The organism is Brevundimonas diminuta ATCC 11568, from assembly GCF_000204035.1.
Lineage (GTDB): Bacteria > Pseudomonadota > Alphaproteobacteria > Caulobacterales > Caulobacteraceae > Brevundimonas > Brevundimonas diminuta.
The window spans coordinates 880835-897213 of the sequence record NZ_GL883086.1 but is presented as its reverse complement, the minus strand read 5'-3'; the positions used below and the strand labels follow the sequence as shown (position 1 = coordinate 897213).

At 65.1% G+C, this 16379-nt stretch carries 31 protein-coding genes; 9 read left to right on the top strand and 22 right to left on the bottom strand.

Annotation, left to right across the window (positions count from 1 at the left end; all coding sequences use genetic code 11):
- Positions 1–2: 2 nt before the first annotated feature.
- From BDIM_RS08160 to BDIM_RS17185, 14 genes are all read right to left on the bottom strand, one after another.
- Complete coding sequence (locus BDIM_RS08160; protein ID WP_003165104.1) at positions 3–626, bottom strand: hypothetical protein; 624 nt, start codon at positions 624–626, stop codon at positions 3–5.
- A 201-nt stretch (positions 627–827) separates the two neighbouring features.
- Positions 828–1169 carry a hypothetical protein gene (locus BDIM_RS08155; RefSeq protein ID WP_003165103.1) on the bottom strand — a complete coding sequence of 114 codons (342 nt, stop codon included), beginning with the start codon at positions 1167–1169 and terminating at the stop codon, positions 828–830.
- Positions 1166–1339, bottom strand: coding sequence for a hypothetical protein (locus tag BDIM_RS18300; RefSeq protein ID WP_155818620.1), 174 nt, complete (start codon positions 1337–1339; stop codon positions 1166–1168). Before BDIM_RS18300 ends, BDIM_RS08155 begins: the two co-directional genes overlap by 4 nt.
- A gap of 73 nt (positions 1340–1412) precedes the next feature.
- Positions 1413–1628, bottom strand: a complete 216-nt coding sequence (locus BDIM_RS08150; protein WP_040345504.1) for a hypothetical protein — start codon at positions 1626–1628, stop codon at positions 1413–1415.
- Between the two features lie 58 nt (positions 1629–1686).
- Positions 1687–1836, bottom strand: coding sequence for a hypothetical protein (locus BDIM_RS17530; RefSeq protein WP_003165102.1), 150 nt, complete (start codon positions 1834–1836; stop codon positions 1687–1689).
- On the bottom strand, positions 1833–2297 hold the full coding sequence (locus BDIM_RS16870; RefSeq protein ID WP_003165101.1) for a TetR/AcrR family transcriptional regulator: 465 nt from the start codon (positions 2295–2297) through the stop codon (positions 1833–1835). The genes BDIM_RS17530 and BDIM_RS16870 overlap by 4 nt, the downstream gene beginning before the upstream one ends.
- A 10-nt stretch (positions 2298–2307) precedes the next feature.
- Positions 2308–2706 (bottom strand): helix-turn-helix domain-containing protein, encoded by a 399-nt coding sequence (locus BDIM_RS08140; protein WP_003165100.1) that lies wholly within the window; start codon positions 2704–2706, stop codon positions 2308–2310.
- 85 nt (positions 2707–2791) lie between these two features.
- Positions 2792–3076: a hypothetical protein gene (locus BDIM_RS08135; protein WP_169312138.1), complete on the bottom strand. Its 285-nt coding sequence runs from the start codon at positions 3074–3076 to the stop codon at positions 2792–2794.
- Positions 3073–3441, bottom strand: a complete 369-nt coding sequence (locus tag BDIM_RS08130) for a hypothetical protein (RefSeq protein WP_003165097.1) — start codon at positions 3439–3441, stop codon at positions 3073–3075. The genes BDIM_RS08135 and BDIM_RS08130 overlap by 4 nt, the downstream gene beginning before the upstream one ends.
- Positions 3441–3722, bottom strand: a complete 282-nt coding sequence (gene gapR / locus BDIM_RS08125; RefSeq protein ID WP_003165096.1) for a nucleoid-associated protein GapR — start codon at positions 3720–3722, stop codon at positions 3441–3443. Before gapR ends, BDIM_RS08130 begins: the two co-directional genes overlap by 1 nt.
- On the bottom strand, positions 3722–3907 hold the full coding sequence (locus tag BDIM_RS08120; RefSeq protein ID WP_003165095.1) for a hypothetical protein: 186 nt from the start codon (positions 3905–3907) through the stop codon (positions 3722–3724). The genes gapR and BDIM_RS08120 overlap by 1 nt, the downstream gene beginning before the upstream one ends.
- Entirely contained in the window at positions 3904–4206 is a 303-nt protein-coding gene (locus tag BDIM_RS08115; protein ID WP_003165094.1) for a hypothetical protein, read from the bottom strand. Before BDIM_RS08115 ends, BDIM_RS08120 begins: the two co-directional genes overlap by 4 nt.
- Positions 4203–4412, bottom strand: coding sequence for a hypothetical protein (locus BDIM_RS08110; RefSeq protein ID WP_003165093.1), 210 nt, complete (start codon positions 4410–4412; stop codon positions 4203–4205). The genes BDIM_RS08115 and BDIM_RS08110 overlap by 4 nt, the downstream gene beginning before the upstream one ends.
- A gap of 188 nt (positions 4413–4600) precedes the next feature.
- Positions 4601–4924, bottom strand: a complete 324-nt coding sequence (locus BDIM_RS17185) for a helix-turn-helix domain-containing protein (protein ID WP_040345502.1) — start codon at positions 4922–4924, stop codon at positions 4601–4603.
- A 66-nt stretch (positions 4925–4990) separates the two neighbouring features.
- Here BDIM_RS17185 and BDIM_RS18700 point away from each other — a divergent pair, with 66 nt between their 5' ends.
- Positions 4991–5224 (top strand): helix-turn-helix domain-containing protein, encoded by a 234-nt coding sequence (locus BDIM_RS18700; RefSeq protein ID WP_081461874.1) that lies wholly within the window; start codon positions 4991–4993, stop codon positions 5222–5224.
- A gap of 79 nt (positions 5225–5303) precedes the next feature.
- Here the strand turns inward: BDIM_RS18700 and BDIM_RS08100 are convergent, their stop codons facing one another.
- Positions 5304–5834 (bottom strand): hypothetical protein, encoded by a 531-nt coding sequence (locus BDIM_RS08100; RefSeq protein WP_040345500.1) that lies wholly within the window; start codon positions 5832–5834, stop codon positions 5304–5306.
- A 127-nt stretch (positions 5835–5961) separates the two neighbouring features.
- Between BDIM_RS08100 and BDIM_RS08095 the strand changes: the two genes are divergently transcribed.
- From BDIM_RS08095 to BDIM_RS08070, 5 genes are all read left to right on the top strand, one after another.
- The gene (locus BDIM_RS08095) at positions 5962–6252 is read left to right on the top strand and encodes a hypothetical protein (protein WP_169312136.1); all 291 of its coding nucleotides are present in this window, start codon (positions 5962–5964) and stop codon (positions 6250–6252) included.
- Entirely contained in the window at positions 6245–6637 is a 393-nt protein-coding gene (locus BDIM_RS08090; protein ID WP_040345496.1) for a hypothetical protein, read from the top strand. Before BDIM_RS08095 ends, BDIM_RS08090 begins: the two co-directional genes overlap by 8 nt.
- Before the next feature lie 879 nt (positions 6638–7516).
- Positions 7517–7939, top strand: a complete 423-nt coding sequence (locus BDIM_RS08080; RefSeq protein WP_003165087.1) for a hypothetical protein — start codon at positions 7517–7519, stop codon at positions 7937–7939.
- The gene (locus tag BDIM_RS08075; protein ID WP_003165086.1) at positions 7936–8637 is read left to right on the top strand and encodes a hypothetical protein; all 702 of its coding nucleotides are present in this window, start codon (positions 7936–7938) and stop codon (positions 8635–8637) included. The genes BDIM_RS08080 and BDIM_RS08075 overlap by 4 nt, the downstream gene beginning before the upstream one ends.
- Positions 8638–8963: 326 nt before the next feature.
- A complete protein-coding gene (locus BDIM_RS08070) occupies positions 8964–9269 on the top strand; it encodes a hypothetical protein (RefSeq protein ID WP_003165085.1) in 306 nt (101 codons plus the stop codon).
- 26 nt (positions 9270–9295) lie between these two features.
- Here BDIM_RS08070 and BDIM_RS08065 read toward each other — a convergent pair whose 3' ends face one another.
- Both BDIM_RS08065 and BDIM_RS08060 read right to left on the bottom strand, forming a co-directional pair.
- Positions 9296–9673, bottom strand: a complete 378-nt coding sequence (locus BDIM_RS08065) for a helix-turn-helix domain-containing protein (RefSeq protein ID WP_003165084.1) — start codon at positions 9671–9673, stop codon at positions 9296–9298.
- A gap of 62 nt (positions 9674–9735) precedes the next feature.
- Positions 9736–10047 carry a type II toxin-antitoxin system HigB family toxin gene (locus tag BDIM_RS08060; protein ID WP_040345492.1) on the bottom strand — a complete coding sequence of 104 codons (312 nt, stop codon included), beginning with the start codon at positions 10045–10047 and terminating at the stop codon, positions 9736–9738.
- A 150-nt stretch (positions 10048–10197) separates the two neighbouring features.
- Between BDIM_RS08060 and BDIM_RS08055 the strand changes: the two genes are divergently transcribed.
- Positions 10198–10869: a ParA family protein gene (locus tag BDIM_RS08055; protein ID WP_003165081.1), complete on the top strand. Its 672-nt coding sequence runs from the start codon at positions 10198–10200 to the stop codon at positions 10867–10869.
- Positions 10866–11189 carry a ribbon-helix-helix protein, CopG family gene (locus BDIM_RS08050; RefSeq protein ID WP_003165079.1) on the top strand — a complete coding sequence of 108 codons (324 nt, stop codon included), beginning with the start codon at positions 10866–10868 and terminating at the stop codon, positions 11187–11189. The genes BDIM_RS08055 and BDIM_RS08050 overlap by 4 nt, the downstream gene beginning before the upstream one ends.
- On the opposite strand, the gene BDIM_RS18695 is transcribed toward BDIM_RS08050, so the two are convergent.
- Complete coding sequence (locus BDIM_RS18695; protein WP_003165078.1) at positions 11186–11494, bottom strand: ogr/Delta-like zinc finger family protein; 309 nt, start codon at positions 11492–11494, stop codon at positions 11186–11188. The two genes, BDIM_RS08050 and BDIM_RS18695, sit on opposite strands and share 4 nt — an antisense overlap.
- Before the next feature lie 75 nt (positions 11495–11569).
- The gene (locus BDIM_RS08040) at positions 11570–12631 is read right to left on the bottom strand and encodes a contractile injection system protein, VgrG/Pvc8 family (protein WP_081461872.1); all 1062 of its coding nucleotides are present in this window, start codon (positions 12629–12631) and stop codon (positions 11570–11572) included.
- 29 nt (positions 12632–12660) lie between these two features.
- Here BDIM_RS08040 and BDIM_RS17525 point away from each other — a divergent pair, with 29 nt between their 5' ends.
- The gene (locus BDIM_RS17525; protein ID WP_143276780.1) at positions 12661–13383 is read left to right on the top strand and encodes a hypothetical protein; all 723 of its coding nucleotides are present in this window, start codon (positions 12661–12663) and stop codon (positions 13381–13383) included.
- Here BDIM_RS17525 and BDIM_RS08035 read toward each other — a convergent pair.
- From BDIM_RS08035 to BDIM_RS08030, 3 genes are read right to left on the bottom strand one after another with little or no spacing between them, the layout of a single operon-like run.
- Positions 13380–13754, bottom strand: a complete 375-nt coding sequence (locus BDIM_RS08035) for a phage tail protein (RefSeq protein ID WP_003165076.1) — start codon at positions 13752–13754, stop codon at positions 13380–13382. The two genes, BDIM_RS17525 and BDIM_RS08035, sit on opposite strands and share 4 nt — an antisense overlap.
- 6 nt (positions 13755–13760) lie before the next feature.
- A complete protein-coding gene (locus tag BDIM_RS16865) occupies positions 13761–14261 on the bottom strand; it encodes a hypothetical protein (RefSeq protein WP_003165075.1) in 501 nt (166 codons plus the stop codon).
- A gap of 44 nt (positions 14262–14305) precedes the next feature.
- The gene (locus BDIM_RS08030) at positions 14306–16360 is read right to left on the bottom strand and encodes a phage tail tape measure protein (RefSeq protein ID WP_050796673.1); all 2055 of its coding nucleotides are present in this window, start codon (positions 16358–16360) and stop codon (positions 14306–14308) included.
- Positions 16361–16379 lie beyond the last annotated feature (19 nt).

Genomic DNA, 16379 nt, shown 5'->3' with positions numbered 1-16379 from the left:
GCCTAGGCGGCCTCGGGATCCGCGTGGGCCAAGATCAGCTGGAGGTGCTGCGGTTGCCAGATGATCTCCGCGCGATTGACCCTATAGATCCTTGGAAACTCAGCGGCCGGGTTCTGCAGGATCTCGCCGCGATCCTTGGCCCAGGTCAGGACGCTGGACAGGTCGCCGAGCAGATCGTCAGCGGTCTTCGGGGTGGCGGCCCGCTTGTCTCGCCACGCGAGCAAGAAGGGTCTGGCCTTGCGGCTTTCCAGGGCGCGGATTTCCATATCGCCAAGTTCAGCGCGCGCGATGTCGAGGTGCTTCCGTCGGTCGGCCTTGGTCCTGGGCGCCAGGTTCTGGTTCTCCTCCAGCGCCGCCAGGTAACGGGTGATCAGGCCGTACAGCGTGCGTCGATCCGTTGCCGGTTGCGTCAGTTCGTCGAATTTGCGGATAGCGGCCGGGGCCAGGCGCTCGACGTCCTTGACCAACTCCTCGCGGGTCGCGCCGCTGGCCGAGAGGATCAATGGAGCACCCGCACCACGCCACGCATACCAGTATTCGATATGGCGGCCGCCTCGAATGCGCCGGAGCTTATGAACGCCGGGCAGCATCTGATTTACACTCAAGGAATCGGTCAAAGGCAGCATCCGGGCTGTCATCGTCCACCTGAGTCGGTGCGGACAATTGAGGCGCGATGCCGCTCAAGCGGTCAAGGTGGGCGTCGAGCGCCCGGCGATCATAGCGAACGCGCGATCCCATAGGCACGCGTCCGATCGCCAGACGCTTGAACTCGGCGACCGGCAGAGAGACGTATTCGGCGGCTGCTTTGTCAGTGAGCAAGCGAGGCGTCACAACAGCGGCTCCTTAAGGGCTTTTCGGATGTAGATGCGACCCAGCGGCGTGAGGCGATAGCCGTCCGGCTCGGTCAGGATGGCGTCGCGGCCGAGGGCCTGGGCGATCTCCTCGATCAGCGGGCCGGTGGCCTGGGCGTGGCGCAGGATGGCGAACCTGCTGCGCGGGCGGCGCTGGATGGCCGAGCGGGTGAGGACGGCCGGTTCCTCTTCCATGCGGGCGAGGATCCAGGCGGCGCCCGGTTGCAGGTAGAAGGCCCGGCCGAGCGCGGCGGCGCGCGGGTCGCCCAGAGCGGCGCAGGCGCGGTTCATGATGGCGCGACGCAGGTCGATGATCATACCGCACCGCCTTTCTGTTCGGCTTTGCTAAGGCGCTGGTCCTCGCCATCGCGCCATTTATGGCATCGACAGCAAATGAAACCTGCCACGCGCACATTGAGGGCGACGAACCGGGAGCGCCGCCAGGCGTGCAGGCCGAGTAGACATTTCATGCGGTTGCTGACCTTCATGCCGCACCGCCTTGCTGTTCGGCGCAGAGGGCGGCGCAGGCGCGGTTCATGATGGCGCGACGCAGGTCGATGATCACGACGTCGACTCCTGAAACAGATCGGGATGGGCTGACCCGGCAGCGCCGTAGACCGTGCGGAGCTCCTGCTCGCACCAGGTCTGATGACCGGTCCGGTCGTGGTGCTGGGCGGCCATGGCCAAGGCGTTTCGGCCGAGCCAGTGAGCCTGGTCGCCATGGCACGTCCGGCAACCGGCGCGCACCTTGTGGGAGGTCTCAGCGATCCGTTTCATGGGCGCGCTCGAGTGCGGACCAGAAAGACGGCGCAGACGAGGGCGATCAGAAAAGCCGTCACGGCTGCAGCCCCGCCTCGATCAGGAGGCCGAGTTCCACGTTGAACAGCGCGGCGATCTTGCGCGCGGGCCAGCCAGCGTCGCGGAACCAGATCGCCCACACGATCAGGCGTTCGTGGTGGCCGGGGGTGGGGTTCAGGCCAGTCATGCGGCGGCGAGCTCGACGGCTGCAGGTGTGGCGGCGAGCGCCTGGGAGGCCTTGGTCTCGGCCTTGCGCTGTTCCTCCAGGAGCTGGTCCTTGACGCGCTCGAGCAGGGCCTCGGCGATGCGCCAGGTCTGCGCTGAGAAGGCGTCGTCGCCCTTGGAGACTTCGGGTCGGATATCCACCAGGTCCTGCAGGGCCTGGAACAGCTCGGGAGCGGCGCGGGTCAGGACGCTGTCGATCGGCGGCTCGCATTCAAAGGCGGCGCGCCACAGATCATCCTTCGTCTCGAAATTGGCGAAGACGGCGCCGGTCGACATCTTGATATGGGCGGCGATCTCGCGAATCCCGGCGCCGCCTTTTTCCTTGTAGGAGCCGGGTTCGGCCCAAAGCGCCTTGGCGCCGTCGATCACCTTCTTGCGGGTGGCGGCCTTGGCGTTCTGACGCTTGTTGAGGGGCTTGGTCATGGGGAAACCTTCAGGCTGTGGCGCGAGCGGCCGTGGGCGCGGCGCTGGCGGCGAGGATGGCTTTGGCGATGGTGAGGAAGGATCGGCGCTGGAAGCCGCTCATGCGGGCGTAGCAGTCCGCCAGCTCGTAGCCGCCGATCGAGGACCCGAGGGCCGCGAACGGGTCGGGCGCCGGTCCGCGATCGGACATGAGGCGCGGCAGGATCTCGGCGGGGTCGGTCTGCAGCTCGGCGCAGGCGCGGACGAAGGCGCCGATGGTGATGCGGACGTCGCCGTCCTCATACTTCTGATAGGCCTGGTGGCTGACGTCCAAGGCGGCCGCCACTTCGGCCTGGGTCTTTCCGGCCTTCAGGCGCGCAGCGCGGAGGCGCTGGCCAATGGCCTGTTCAATGGTGCGGGCGGGATTCACGGCAGTCCCCTGACGATCAGGTAGGTGAGGGCGTAGGCGACGAGGGCCAGCAGAAGCGCGCGGGCCAGGACGGGTCGGCTGGGCCTCATCCGCGCAACCACGCGACGACAAAGGCGAGGACGACGATCGACACGCAGATCGGCTGCTTCAGGGCGGCGTCGATCAGCCCGATAACGACGCCGGCGATCGGGGCGGCGACATAGAGGGCCAGCGGCGAGAAGCGTCGCGGGCGGCGGGGCAGTTCGCGGACCAGGACGACGGGGCGGGTAGAGAAAGCTTCGCTTCGGGCGATGTTGTGATGGGTCACAAGACGCGCTCCATGTGAGGGTGGCGTGGCTTCGGTAGGGATGGGGGCGAAGGCGGCGTTCACGGCCGGGCGCTCTTCGTGGCAGCGGCCGAGAAGGCGGCGCCGAGCGCGACGGCGTCGCAGACGGCGAGGAGCGTCAGCGTGCGGACTCGTTCGTTGGTCAAGTTGCCGATGGCGGCGCCAAGGCCCCGGGCGGCGCCTTCCCATCGATCGACGTAGCCGTCAGGCAGGTCGGAAAGGACGGGGCCGGACGAAGGGAAGTGATCTCCGGCGATGACGGCCTGAACGGCGAGCGCCAGCACCTGCTTTGTGGACTCTGTCCCGGCTCTGTAGTTCGGGCTCGCCGTGACGACTTCGCGGGCGGTGTCGAGAAGCAAGGTCGCGGCGTCGGCCAGGCGGGCGGCGGTGGCGTGGTCGAGGACGGACATCAGACCTCCCCCAGCGCCGAGAGGTAGAGGTCCAGAATGGCCTCTTCTTCCTGGCGCTTCGCCTTGTCCTGCTTCCGGATCCGGATGACCTTGCGCAGGATCTTGACGTCGTAGCCCTCGCCTTTGGCCTCGGCGAAGACCTCCTTGATGTCGGACATGAGGTCCTGCTTGTCGCGCTCGAGGTTCTCGATACGCTCGACCAGGGAGCGCAGGCGGCCCTGGGCGGTGGCGGTCAGTGCGTCGGGGTCAAGATCGTTCGGCAGGTGGTGGCGATCGGTCATCAGAACCCGCCTTCCGTGACGATGGGTTCTTCCGTCAGGATCAGGCCGACCCAGCCAGCGCTGGGTTCGGTGTCCAACAGGCCCCCGCCGATCGCGCGGAGCCCGCCGCTCTCGTCGCTGAAGAAGACGTCGGCCTGGGGACAGGCCAGGGCCTCCATGGCGTTGATCAGTTCGAAGACCTTCATGCCGCGGCCTTTCGGCGGACGGCCGCGATCCAGTTGCGCAGGGCGCCCTCGACGCCCGTTGTGCTGCTGGCGGCCAGGCCGCCGATGCGCACGCGGCAGGCGTCATGTCGCGGATCGATGCGCGCCTGCAGGCGGTCCTGCAGTTCGGTGATCAGGGCGGCGTGGATCTGGTTCCGCCGCTCCCAATAGTCGGCCCTTGCGTGGTGCCCGATCGCCGCGTCGGCGATCCTGAGGGCCTCGGCGACCTGATCTGCGATCGCGGCCAGCTCGGCGAGCGTTTTCGCGGCAGCGCGGCTCACGAGGCGAGCGTCCACTTCGCGCCGTCGCCCAGGGTGAAGCCGGGGAGGGGGCGCGCGCCGAAACTGGCGGTGCGCCCGCCGTGGACGATGCTGACGTTGGTGAACTTACGCTGTCGGCCCTGGGCGTCCTTGCCGGTGACGACCAGGCCGCCGCCTGAACGACGGATCGACCAGTCCGTCAGGGTATTTGTTTCGGATACGGGCATTCGCTCCCCCTTCAATGTGGGAGCGAATGTGTCTGACAGACACGCGATTGGCAATGACAAAAAGTGCCTGTGTGGCACTTTTGCATTTCAGGGAGTTCGCTCCGGTCGAATCGGCGGGAGCTGCTTGGGAGGGTTCTGTTAGGCCGCTACGGCACCAATGCGGGTTCTTTTAGTCTGTGGGTCGCAGCTTAGGTGACTGGCGTCTCGGGTGTCGCCACGTCGCGCAGCGCTCGAGCTATTTCGGTTATCCGAACCAGATCGTCGGGGGATAGATCCCTAAGGATCGAGTTTAAATCTAACGTAAGAGCCGGATCGCGCGAGAGTAAATCTGCAGGACTGCAGCCGTGTTCTGCTGCCAGTTTTTCCAGGATCGCTTGATCGTAGCCACGCTTTCCGTTCTCGACGCGCGAGTAGTAGGAGCGCTCATAGCCAATGGCGTCCGCCATCTGCGCCTGGGTCAGTTTGGCGTGTTCACGCCATTTCCTGATGAGGTGTCTGGGCTCCGAGCTCATGGAGCATTGTCCCTGAGCGACTGAGGCGTCGGGAGGTCTGTGCAGACACAAATCGTTTGACTCGCAATGTGTCTGTCAGGCACATCACGGGTCGTGACGTTAGGTGAATTCATGCGAGCGGAAGGGCTCACCGACCTGCAGGCCGCTGATGCAGTCGGGGTGTCGCGTCCGTACCTAACCCGGCTACGTCTGGGTGAGCGCCGCCCATCCCTGCACGTAGCTCTTCGCATCCAGAGTTGGAGCAAAGGTCGGGTTCCGGCGTCAGCTCTCGGCAAGGCCCTGTTGGAGGACCGGCCGTGAGCGCTTGCACAGCATTCGCTGTCCTTGGGGCGGTGTGCGGAGTCCTCGCGCTGATCATTCAGGCATGGAGGCTGCGCGATTAATGGCGTGCCGGAGCCGCAATGCTGATGGTGTCGCGAAACACCCTGAACCGGCGACCTGTTTCGTAGATGGTCGCTCGTATTTTTACGACCTCGTGCGGGTCGATACCCATCAGGAGCAAGGTCGCTGCGCCGTCCGCATCCTCTTCCGCAAAGTAGGTGCTGGCGGTAGCGCCCGTCATCGTGCCCGGCACTTCGAATGGAAACCCTCGGCCGGAGACGGTGCTGGAGCAGAGATCCGTCGTGACGAAATAGATTCCTTCGGGCTCCGTCACTGTCGCCAGAAGCAGGTAGTTGGCGTGTTTGCGCCGCGCTGCGAATTGGAACCGGATTTCCAGAAGGCCGCCACCGTCCCAGCTGCGGGACACCTGAAGGCGAGCCAGTCGGGCCTGTCGTCCGACCCACAGGTCGCGCAGAACGGTGAAAGTCGCCGTCCCGATACCGATCAGCCCACCGACCGGGCCCAGCCATGTTTCGTCCAGCAATGCGCGGCCGACCGTCCCAGCCATGGCCGCCAAGCCCTCGATCATGTGAGTGTCTCGTGTTGAGCTGTTCCCCAACCACGGTAGGGGCATCAGCCTCTACGGCCAAGCTGCGCCCCGACCTCAACGACGTTCGCGTCATCCAGCCGGAGGCGCGGCCGTGAGCTATCTCCAGATGGCCGTCATCGCGCTGTGTGTGTGCAACGTCCTGCAGTTCGGCATCAACGTCCGCGTCCGCGCTCGGCTGAACCAGCTCGAAACGAAGGTGCCAACGCCGCAACAGCTGGCGCAGCGCGTGACCGAACAACTTTCTCGCAAAGCCGATGACACGCCCGAGACCGTCAATGGTCGCGCGGCCAAATACCTCTTCTCTGCGGGCTGGTCGGTGGACGATGTGGCCAAGGCGTTCGAAGTCGATCCGGCCGAGGTCGAGACCTGGCAGAACGAGGGCCGCGCCGATGCGTAGAGCTCTAGTCCACCGGCGTGATGAGGCTCTCCAGCTGGCCAAGAAGTCGCGCCAGAGCGATGGCGTAGGGGTCATCTTTGTCCGGCGCAGGCATCCGATTGGCCGCCATCTGAGGAAGGGCCGCTCGGAACAGGCCGACGCCAGCCGGAAGTTGAAAGCCCACGATGCTGAGGAGATCCATCGTGAAGTCGCGCAGGGCGCGATGTTCGGCATCGAGCAGAGCGAGTTTGGTCTCAAGCTCGATGAGACGGGACGTATCAGACAATCGAATCTCTCCTTCGGGTTTTTGACAGAAGCGAAGGTAGAGGCGCCCGCTGTTGCGGCCAAGCTTGGTCGCAGCGGCGGGATGCGCCTGACCGTCAACAACTTCCCGATGGCGACATAGCCATGGCTCCGGGGGAATCCAGCAACTGCCGAGACTGTGACGACTGTGGCTATCAGGAGTGCCTGAAGCTTGGCGTCTGCCTGAATGCTCATGCTCACTTGCTGGGCGTAGAAGCGGCCGACCTGGCTAACGCCGGTCCAATCTTCCTGGTCAGGCTCATATCGAGCGACGACCAGGACAACCGATCCGAGGGGGCGCGGCATGAGTAGCGCGCCCTTCTCGGCCCTTCCCCGCGTTGCACGGCGCGGCGGAAGTCCAGGACGCGCGGCGGCTATCCCGCCCCCAGCAGCGCCGTCGCGCGTCCGCCCAATTATCCACAGGCCGGGCGGACGCCCCCTGTCCAGTTCACCGACGCGCCGCATCTGCGTCGGTGTTTCCCGTCGGCGCGGCGGCTCCTCCTTGCTGACACGCCGCGTCGACGGGCTCTCATTCTCAGGGACCTGGTTCTGAGCCCCCTGTACGCCACTCCTGCTGACAGTCTGACTCCGTCCGCCGTCGTGCGCTTCTGCGCCCGGGGCCGGTTGTCCCTGTTGCTGCGCCAGCTCTTGGCGCGTCTCGCCCTGGACCGCGAGCGCGGGGAGGGCGCCAAGCGCGGGATGCGCCCCAACCACATCGGCAAGCCTAGCGTGAGCCTCGCCTGAAGGCGTCATCGCGCCCCGCCCGAGCAAAGCCGGGGACGGAATTCTGCGGTGCGGAGCGACGACGCCAGCGGCGGCGCGCGCGGCCCCCTTGCCCTCAATCAAGCCAACCATGGCCGCCTTACGAACGGTCATCGGGACGCCTTTTGCCAACGCCCGGCCCTGAACCGCCGGAGCGAATGCATGTCTGCGTCCTGCAACCGGCTTCGTCAGGCGGATTCGCAAAGGACGAATCCACCCCATGAACGCGACCCAGCACACCTTGCTGGCGCGGGCGCTTATCGACGCCAATGGCGGCGTCGACGCCTGCTGCTCGCCTGTTACGCGCGTTGAGCGCTCACAGCTCTACGCCTATCGCCAGTTCGACTCCGGCGTCTTCATGCCCGCCGATGTGATCGACGCTCTGGAAACCCGCTGCGGGAATCCGGTCTATTCATCGTTCCTGTTCAGCCAGGTGAAGGCCGAACCGCAGACCGCCTGCCTGGTCCAGGAGGCGGCCGACGTCGATGAAGCCGGGAATGACGTGTGGCGTTTCCTGCGCCGGGCGGCCGATCAAGGCCCGCTGACCGAGTCGCAGCGGCGAGAGGCGGAGCGCCTGCTTCAGCGCGTCGATCGGGAGACGGCCGAGCTGCGCGCCGTCATCCACGGGACGGACCAGACATGAGCGCGCTGGCGGTCCCGAAGCCAGGGAGCGGCTACAAGAACGAACGACGCGGCGACCCGGTGCGGCATAGCAGCCGAGAGAGCCAGCCGGTTTCAGAGCGGGGCAGTTGGGAGCGCGACTATCAGAAGGTCTGGTCGTTCGCGGAGGGGCGGCTGCTCGAGGAAGAGGCCAAGATCTACGACGACCGTACGCGGATCCAGGGCAGTCGCAACGGCGCTCTCGGCTTCAGAGGCCGCGATCTGCTGGAGTTCATGATCCGCGAGACGCGCCGGATGAACGGCTACCTCAAGGAGATGTCGATCCGGGGCTATGCGACCATGCTGAAGTGCTCGGTCCAGACCGTCGTCAATGCGATGAAGGCGCTGATCGAGGCCGGGTTCCTAGAGAAGCAGCGCCGAAAGATTGTGCTGAACGAGCGGGGGCCCAGAGGTCACCGTAAGTGCGTCCAGGACAAGAACATCTATCGGCTGAAGCGACCGGCCAAGGCTGCGGCGCTGCGACGGTATGTGCTGGGCCTCCGGAAGCAGAAGCAGGAGAGCCAGGCCGAGATGGCCGCCCGCTTGCGGGCTGAAGCCAACGCCCAAGAGATAGCCAAGGCGCTCATGCAAAATCGCCCGCCGAGGCTGAAGTCTGAACCGCCTCACTACGCCACGTTGGCCAAATACGCGCACATCGGTCGTTCCGATTCTAGCAGCTAGGAAGGAACGGTAGTGCGATCATAATTCTATACAGGTGAAGTATGCGGCGTCGCCCTAGTCGGGCGACAACATGATCAAGATTCAGGTTTGAGGCGCTGTCAGCGACAGCGGGATCAGTCAGCCGAGGGGCGGGCGCGCTCTCGCGCGCCCTTTATCGTGCCCGGCTGCCGCAGCGTGGCGAGGCCACGGCGGCGACTGTGGTCAGCGTCGCTGGCTCTGCGAAGGGCGAGGGGTTGGGGTTTTCGCGCGGGCGGCGGACTGGAAACACGCCGCAGGCGTTTCATGTATTGGTAAGAGCGTCAGCAAGCCAGATCGGAGGCAAGACCATGGTCCAGATGACTGAGACGCGCGCGCGCCGCCTGGAAGAGGCTGAGGCCGCAGAAGATGCGGCCGACGCGCGCATGTTCGATGAGCGCGTGGCCGAACTGGCGGCGGATGATGCGCCCGAGCTGGGCGATCCTGAGAATCCAGAATGGAGCGAGGCCGACTTTGCGCGCGCCCGTCCTGCGTCAGAGGTACTGAACATAGTTCCGGCCGCGATCGACATCGGCGATGAAGACTACAATCGCGTCATGGCGGGCCTGGATGAGGCCAAGGTCATCATCGAGCGCGAGGCGGGCGCGGATAGCTGACGGATAGCTGCCAGCTATCCGTCAGATCAGGCGGCCAGGTCGCCCACTAGCGCCCCGGCCGGGATGCGCCAGGCCCGGCTGAGCTTGCGGATCTGGTCTAGGTTGATCTCGCGGCGGCCGTTCAACAGGTCTGCGGCGCGCGCCTTGGAACCCAGGACGTCGATCAGGTCCGCGCGGGTGTAGTGGTTCGTCTCCATCACGAACTTGACCACGGCCACCGGCGAGGCGCGGGGGATCGGGTAGTGACGGCGCTCATAGTCCTCGATCAGTAGGACCAAGGCGTCATAGTGGGCGGCCGCCTCGGATCCTTCCGCAGGCTCGTTCTCGAAGTAGGGCCGGACCGCCTTCAGGGCGGCTTCGTATTCGGTCTCGTCCGTCAGGGTGCGGATCGCGTTCATATCCATCGTCATCATCCTCTTCGTCGTCTTCGTCGTCGTCATCATCATCTTCTTCGTCATCTGAACGCTCAGAGGTCTTTGACCTCGATCCTGTCGTATTCGGCGTGGGTGCCGACGAAGAGGACGAAAATCCGCTTCGCCCGAAAGCCGACCAGACCCACGATCCGGTATTTGTTGCCGCCGACGTCGAACACGACCTTGCCGTCGACCACGTAATCGGCGCTGTTGAAGGTGGCCTTCAGCTCGGCGAAGTTGCTCCACTGGGCGTCTGAGGCGGCGGTATGCCACTCGATCATGGCCGCCTTGGCCGTCTCCTGGGCCTTGCCCCTGGGCTGGCGCTCCCAGAACTTCACCAAGGCTGATTTCGCGATCACGTTCATGCGCCCTTATTGCAGGTTTCCAATGTGGGAACAAGCAAAAGTTTCCAATATGGGAACGGCTATCTAAGAGCTATCCGATAGCGATTAGCTATCGACTAGCTGTTAGCTATCCGCTACCTATCAGCTATCTACTAGCCGATAGGTAGCCCTATGCCCGTTATCGTTGTTTCGTCGCCGAAAGGCGGCGTCGGCAAATCGACCACCCTCGTCAATCTGGCCTGCCAGCTGGCGCGGACCAGCACGGTCACGATCATCGACGCGGATCCGAACCAGCCCATCGTCGCCTGGGCCGCGCGCCCTGGGAAGCCAGACTCGGTCGTCGTTATCGGCGGCGCTACCCAGGACACGATCCTGGATCTGGTCGAGGCCGCTGCTGAGGCGTCCGTCTTCGTTCTGGTCGACCTGGAAGGGACCGCCTCGCTGACAGTGGCCAATGCGATCGGCGTGGCCGATCTGGTCATTATTCCGATGCAGGCCTCGCACCTGGACGCGAGCCAGGCGGCCAAGGCTTTGAACCTGGTGCGGAACCAAGAGCGCCTGGCGCGGCGAAAGATCCCGCATCGGATCCTGTTCACCCGATCAAACCCTGCGATCCGGACGAAGGCCCTGGCGCACGTCCAGGAAGATCTGCGCGCGGGCGGCGTGCCGATGTTCGAAACCCATATGCATGAGCGCGAGGCGTTCCGCGCCGTGTTTTCGTTCGGCGGCCCTCTTGAAGACCTGGATAGCCGACAGGTATCCAATCCGCACAAGGCCATCGCCAACGCCCGCGCCTTCGCGGCCGAGGTGCTGGCCGTGCTGAAGGAAGGCCAGAGCGGATGACGAAGGAACGGCAAAGCGTGTTCGGCCACCAGGCCGAGGACGTCGACGCATCGGAGTTCGCCCCTCGGCCGATCAAGCGGCCGGATCAGGCCGCCGTCGAGCAGGCGGCGGCGGCGTCAGGCTTCACCAGCCGGGAGCCGACGCTGCGCCCGGGAGACACGCAGCGCCGGTATCGCACAGGCCGTACCGCGCAGTTGAACCTCAAGGTCACGCCCGAGCTGAAGCGAGAGTTCGGCCAGATGGCCGATGAGGCGGGCGTCAGCCAGAACGAACTGTTCGAACGGGCTGTCGCCGCGCTGAAGCGAGAGGTCGAGGACTAGGGAACAGCGACGGCGGGCGGCGCGGGCGGGGCGTCGTCGTTGGCGGGCAGGGGGCGGCCTGAGCGATCGCGACGGACCATTCGGGGCGGCGCCACCGCCAACTGGATCGCCGGGTTCGGCATGGCGCTCTGAACCGTCGTCCGCTCGATGATGAGAGAGGCGACGCCTTTCCAGCCGCAGTCGTCATTCGAACAGGCCAGGCGGGTTTCGCGGAAGGTCGGCGAGATCTGCCGGGATGTGCGGAAGGTAGTCGGCGAGCAGCAATGCGGGCAGGGCGCGCGACCGCCGAGACGTTGTTCTTTCACTGAAATGACCCCGAAGGAGCCCCCGCCGAGGTCTTAACATATGACGCCGTTCGAGGGCGAAGAATCTGCATGACGTCAGCTGTCGGCCAGCTCCATCTGGAGCGAGGTCCGCAGGCCGTTGTCCAAGCTGTGCCGCACCTCGCTGATCAGCCAGGCCGTGCTGTCGATCTCTGCCTTGAAACCGGAGACCGTTACCGTCCGCTCCGGGTATAGGTCGGGGCGGCCGACGGCCAGGTTGATGCTGAACTCGGCCTTGCCGCGCTCAAGCCGGGCGAACTCGGAGTCGACAGCCTTCTGCGCTGACTTCTCGGTCGCGTAGATGCGGCCGAGGCGGCGCGCGTTCTCCCTGGACCCGGCCACGACTTCGCGCCGTCGACCGCCTTGGCGGTCCTGCCATTCGGCCGTGACGCCGGAATAGGTTCCCCGTTCAGCCGTCTTCCAGGAATGGCCGTCGCCGCTGCGCCGCGTGATCGTGGCGGACGGGATTTCGAGGCCGCCCGGCGTCGTCCCAGCGCCGATCGGGTTGAAGACCAAGCGACCGGCCTTCACCGTCGCCACCGCGTCGTGCTCGCGGCCCAGGCGCGTCACCAGGGCGGCGTCGCTTTCGCGCCCCTGAGAGAGGTGCTGAAGGACGACGGCCGCCAAGGCTGGCGCGAGGGCCAGCTGCAGGCCGTTCCGCCCGGCCAGCTCCGACAGGACCGCGCCCAGGCTGACGTTCGACCAGCTGGTTTCCCGCCTGGTCCGGAAGGCGCGCGTCAGGTCGGCCGACTTGGCGCGAATTGTCAGGCGATCGGGCGCGCCGGTGTGACAGGTCTCGTCCACGGTGAAGACACCCTTGTCGATCAAGGCTGGCGCCAGGCCGCTGCCCGGTTCGCGCCATCCGAGCGCAACCGTAATGCGCGCGCCCTTCGGCGGGATCTGCAGCTGGCCGTCCGTGTCATCGAGCACGAGATCAAGCTCGTCCGCGTCCGTGCCGCGCTTCTCGGTCAGGTTCAGACTGATCAGGCGAGGTCTCACCGCGCTTGAAATGTCGCGTCCTTCAACGGTGAGGCGAAAGGCCGCCTGCCGGTGACGGTATTCCCTAACGGGAGCCGAGGCGTCCAATGCAGCAGGCAAATCGACCTCCGAGAGACTCATGTTATTTCGCGCGAATGAAGAGAGAATGGGTGCAGATCGTTATCGCCGTGGCCGTGATCATGACGGCGGGAGCGGTCTTCAGGGTTGCTGAAAACCCTACCGCGATTGGCAGTCTGGGGGAGTGGGTATCAGGCTTAGGGGCGATCCTGGCGGCCATGGTTGCTCTTTGGATAGCGGATGATCAACGGCGCCAGGCGAACGCTCAGTTTGCTGAAGAGCGTCGCCATGCGACCGAGATGGCGAACGACGAGCGCCGGTACCGCGAGGCCTTGGCGAGGGCTGAACGGGAAAGAATAGAAGAAGAGCGAAGATTGAGTGATTACAAAGGGGGTATGTGGTTGATCAGGACCGTGGCTCCAGGAATTCGATACTTGAACACGTATTCGGCGACGATTGTGGAGCAGAAAAATCTCCACAAGGAATTTTGCGAACAAATACTAAGTTCTGTTCATATTCGTCATGTGAGGAGTGCGCTGGTATCATTGGGCCCATCGTTTTTTCATGATCCTAAACTTCAGGCGCTGTTAAATGTATATGTAAGTTCGTGGAACTCTCATATGCAAGGGATAGAGCAACTTAAACGAGATCTAGATTGGGATGATGACTCTATAGTTGATATGGTAGAAGTTGGATCTCTCAAAGACACTACGAATGCACTGGTGCGAGAGATTATTTCCTTGAGTCCGTATTCGGGGGAACGAGAGTTTAAAGTAGGGAAAGATGGCTGGGCGGAGCATATCGCGCCATTTTAATCCATGCGCTTTAGCGTCAGGTTGAAGTCCGACAGGATGGCGACGCCGTCGGCGAACATGGCGCGCTGCGAGGTGTCGAGGTCGGTGATGACGAAGGAGCCGTAGACATAGCCTGCGCCGTCGACCAGCGGCCAGGCCTCGCCCTGGTCAGCCAGCTCGCGAAGCTCGTTGAGGGCTTCGGCGCGACCGATCACGCCGGGCGCCAGGATGCCGGACATGGTGACGATGTCATCGCCGGGTCCGGCGTATTGACCGGCCGCGCGCGCCCCGACCCTGTCGTTGGTCGGATGGCGCCAACTGCTGCGCCGCTGCAGCTGGGAATAGCTGAGGTCGTCATTGGAGAAGATGAAGGGGCCGAGGCTCATCAGCATGGGGGATCAGCTCCAGGACTCGTCAGTGTCGTCCAGGGCGGCCAGGTTGGTCTGACGCTGGGCCTCGGCCATCTTCTCGGCGACAAGACGGGCCAGCGCTTCGAGGTCCATGCCCGGGGCCGCGTGGATGTGAAATTCGTTATGGACGGTCGGTGCAGATCGAGCGGATCCGCGCGCGCCGCCGCCCGGCCCGGCCGTCCCGGCTCCAGGGGCGAAACGCGGCGCTGCGTCGAAGCTGGGCGGCTCGGCAAAGGCTAGGCCCGCCGAGGCCGTGACGGATCCCGCCGCCGCTATGGCGGCCGCCGTCCGACTGATGGCTGCGACGGGCGAGGCGGACGATCGATCCAGGCCGCGCGTCAGGCCCGCCATGGTGTCGTCGCCGAAGCCCGCGAACACGCGCGAGGGCGAGCGGATCCCCAGCCGGTTCTTGAAGCCGGTGACCATGGCCGCGCCCGCGCCCACGATGGCGCGCACAATGGCGGGAATACCGCCTTTGATGCCGTTCACTAGACCCTGGAGGATCTCGCCGCCGAACGACAGGAAGCGCGCGCCTATCGAGGAAAGGACCGGCCAGACAGCCGCGAACGCCCGAATGAGCCACCCCGCTGGGTGAATTGCATGAAGGCCTGGGCGACGTTTGACAGGAAGTCGGAAACGCCTTCGGTGACCTTCGACCATAGGCCGGAGAAGAAAGCCGAGATCGCACCCCAGTTTTTGTAGATCAGGTAGGCGGCGCCGGCGACGAGAGCGATGGCTGCAACGATGCCCAGGACGATCCAGGTGATCGGATTGGCCAGCATGGCCACGCCCCAAGCGGCGAACGCACGGGCGGCGCCTGCAACACCGACAATGAGCGGTTTGAACAGGGGCGTCGTCATCACCATGGCCATCCGCATAAGCGCGAAGGGGCCGAGGACGGCGGCGATGATCATGGCCAGGGCGCCGAAGACCAGCAGGGCGGCGGCGACGATGCCGACGACGGTTCCGACGGCCTTGACGACGTTCGGGTGCGCCTGGGCGAAGTCTCGAAAGCCAGTCGATACCTTGTTGATCGTGTCCGAGACCGCCTTGATTTGGGGCAGGAAGGCGCTGCCGAACTCGACGCCCAGCGCCTTGACGCTGTTCTTGGCGGTCTCGATCGCCGTTTTGGTCCCCGACATCCGGTTCTGGAATTCCTTGTCCATCGACCCGGCGTAGCGGCTGGCGTCGCCCACGGCGTTCAGGTTTTCTTGCAGCACGTCGAGATTGGTCAGCATCGGGGCGATGGCCGATACGCTTTCGCTGCCGAAGAGTTGGGTCAGGATGGCGGCCTGACGGTGAGCGTCGAGCCCTTGGATCTTCCGCATCACATCCATGATCGCGCCGCCCGCGTCAGTCTGCATCGCCTTGGCGACAGCGGTCGCCTCCAGCCCAAGCGCGGCGAAGGCCTCCTTCTGGGACTTGGTGGCGGCTTCACCCTTGGTCAGGGCCAGCATGGTGTTCTTGATGCCGGTGGCGGCGATCTCTTCGCCCACGCCCATGCCGACCATGGTCGAACCCAGGGCAGCGACCTGAGCGGCGGCCAGGCCCGCGACCTTGCCGAGCGGGCCGACGCGGGTGACGACGTTGGAGATCTGCAGGGCGGTCGCGTTGCCGTTATCGCCCAGATAGTTGATCTGGTCGGCCAAGCCCCGCACTTGGGGCTGGGTGAGAACGAAGGCGGTGCGCCAGGTGGCCATCATCTTCCCGGCTTCGTCGGCCGTGGAATCGAAGGCGACCCCCATCTTACCCGCGTCCTCGGCGAACCCGATCAGCTCGGCACGCGGGATCTTGGCCTGGCCAGCGGCGGCGACGATGGCGGCGAAGCCCTCGGCAGCGATCGGGACGCGGGTGGTCAGCGTCAGAATGTCGTCGGACATCTGAGCGAACTGCTGGGGGGTCTCGAAGTCGACCACCTTCTTGACGTCGAGCATCGCGTCTTCGAAGTTCACGGCCAGGCCGCCCGACGCCACCAGGGGCGCGGCCGCGACCATGCCCGCACCGATGGCCGACATGCCTGCGCCCTGCATGGATCCGGCGAAGGCCTGGGTCTTGTCGTATTGGGTGCGAGCCGCCTTCAGCCGGGCTTCAGCCTGCGCGAGTTGGTGCACACGGTCCTTCTGCAGGGCGAGCTGGAAATTGCCGTCGGCGAGTTCGGCCTTCAGGCGCGCCTCATGGGCGGCCAGATTCTTGGTCGAGATCCCCGCCGCGTCCAGTTTGGAGCGCATCTGATCGAGTTGGGCGGTCCGACTGCTTTCTTCGGCCTGCAGGCCCTCGACCTGCTTTTCCGCGCGGCCCAAGGCGGCGGTCATTTTCTTGGTCGGATTCTCGGCCGCAGCATGGGCGCGCGCGAGTTCATCGGCCTTGATCTTTGCCGCCTGCAGGGCGCCGCTCGTCTGGCCGAGCTGGGTGGTCATGCCCTTGAAGCTGGCGATGTCGCGTTGCGCCGCCTCGAGCTCCTTCACCTTGGCCTTGGTCTGTTGCAGCACCTGGTTCGCAGCGGCCGCTTCGCGGTTGGCCGCCCGCAGCGGCCGGGTCAGTTTGTCGACCGCGTCCAGGATCAGCCGGAGCTCAAGCTTCTTTTCCATGGGGCAGGGCGGGCTCGGG

Bases quoted from the DNA above. Each gene is read 5' to 3' on its own strand.
- BDIM_RS08060 (WP_040345492.1), bottom strand. From the start codon at position 10,047: ATGAACGTGATCGCGAAATCAGCCTTGGTGAAGTTCTGGGAGCGCCAG.
- BDIM_RS08035 (WP_003165076.1), bottom strand. From the start codon at position 13,754: ATGCTGATGAGCCTCGGCCCCTTCATCTTCTCCAATGACGACCTCAGC.
- BDIM_RS08120 (WP_003165095.1), bottom strand. From the start codon at position 3,907: ATGAAGGTCTTCGAACTGATCAACGCCATGGAGGCCCTGGCCTGTCCC.
- BDIM_RS08130 (WP_003165097.1), bottom strand. From the start codon at position 3,441: ATGTCCGTCCTCGACCACGCCACCGCCGCCCGCCTGGCCGACGCCGCG.
- BDIM_RS08040 (WP_081461872.1), bottom strand. From the start codon at position 12,631: ATGAGTCTCTCGGAGGTCGATTTGCCTGCTGCATTGGACGCCTCGGCT.
- BDIM_RS08160 (WP_003165104.1), bottom strand. From the start codon at position 626: ATGCTGCCTTTGACCGATTCCTTGAGTGTAAATCAGATGCTGCCCGGC.
- BDIM_RS17530 (WP_003165102.1), bottom strand. From the start codon at position 1,836: ATGACTGGCCTGAACCCCACCCCCGGCCACCACGAACGCCTGATCGTG.
- BDIM_RS08050 (WP_003165079.1), top strand. From the start codon at position 10,866: ATGACGAAGGAACGGCAAAGCGTGTTCGGCCACCAGGCCGAGGACGTC.
- BDIM_RS17185 (WP_040345502.1), bottom strand. From the start codon at position 4,924: ATGAGCTCGGAGCCCAGACACCTCATCAGGAAATGGCGTGAACACGCC.
- gapR (WP_003165096.1), bottom strand. From the start codon at position 3,722: ATGACCGATCGCCACCACCTGCCGAACGATCTTGACCCCGACGCACTG.
- BDIM_RS08075 (WP_003165086.1), top strand. From the start codon at position 7,936: ATGAGCGCGCTGGCGGTCCCGAAGCCAGGGAGCGGCTACAAGAACGAA.
- BDIM_RS08070 (WP_003165085.1), top strand. From the start codon at position 8,964: ATGGTCCAGATGACTGAGACGCGCGCGCGCCGCCTGGAAGAGGCTGAG.
- BDIM_RS08055 (WP_003165081.1), top strand. From the start codon at position 10,198: ATGCCCGTTATCGTTGTTTCGTCGCCGAAAGGCGGCGTCGGCAAATCG.
- BDIM_RS08080 (WP_003165087.1), top strand. From the start codon at position 7,517: ATGAACGCGACCCAGCACACCTTGCTGGCGCGGGCGCTTATCGACGCC.
- BDIM_RS18300 (WP_155818620.1), bottom strand. From the start codon at position 1,339: ATGAAGGTCAGCAACCGCATGAAATGTCTACTCGGCCTGCACGCCTGG.
- BDIM_RS08110 (WP_003165093.1), bottom strand. From the start codon at position 4,412: ATGCCCGTATCCGAAACAAATACCCTGACGGACTGGTCGATCCGTCGT.
- BDIM_RS16870 (WP_003165101.1), bottom strand. From the start codon at position 2,297: ATGACCAAGCCCCTCAACAAGCGTCAGAACGCCAAGGCCGCCACCCGC.
- BDIM_RS08150 (WP_040345504.1), bottom strand. From the start codon at position 1,628: ATGAAACGGATCGCTGAGACCTCCCACAAGGTGCGCGCCGGTTGCCGG.
- BDIM_RS18700 (WP_081461874.1), top strand. From the start codon at position 4,991: ATGTGTCTGTCAGGCACATCACGGGTCGTGACGTTAGGTGAATTCATG.
- BDIM_RS08095 (WP_169312136.1), top strand. From the start codon at position 5,962: ATGGCCGTCATCGCGCTGTGTGTGTGCAACGTCCTGCAGTTCGGCATC.
- BDIM_RS08100 (WP_040345500.1), bottom strand. From the start codon at position 5,834: ATGATCGAGGGCTTGGCGGCCATGGCTGGGACGGTCGGCCGCGCATTG.
- BDIM_RS08065 (WP_003165084.1), bottom strand. From the start codon at position 9,673: ATGGATATGAACGCGATCCGCACCCTGACGGACGAGACCGAATACGAA.
- BDIM_RS08155 (WP_003165103.1), bottom strand. From the start codon at position 1,169: ATGATCATCGACCTGCGTCGCGCCATCATGAACCGCGCCTGCGCCGCT.
- BDIM_RS08090 (WP_040345496.1), top strand. From the start codon at position 6,245: ATGCGTAGAGCTCTAGTCCACCGGCGTGATGAGGCTCTCCAGCTGGCC.
- BDIM_RS08030 (WP_050796673.1), bottom strand. From the start codon at position 16,360: ATGGAAAAGAAGCTTGAGCTCCGGCTGATCCTGGACGCGGTCGACAAA.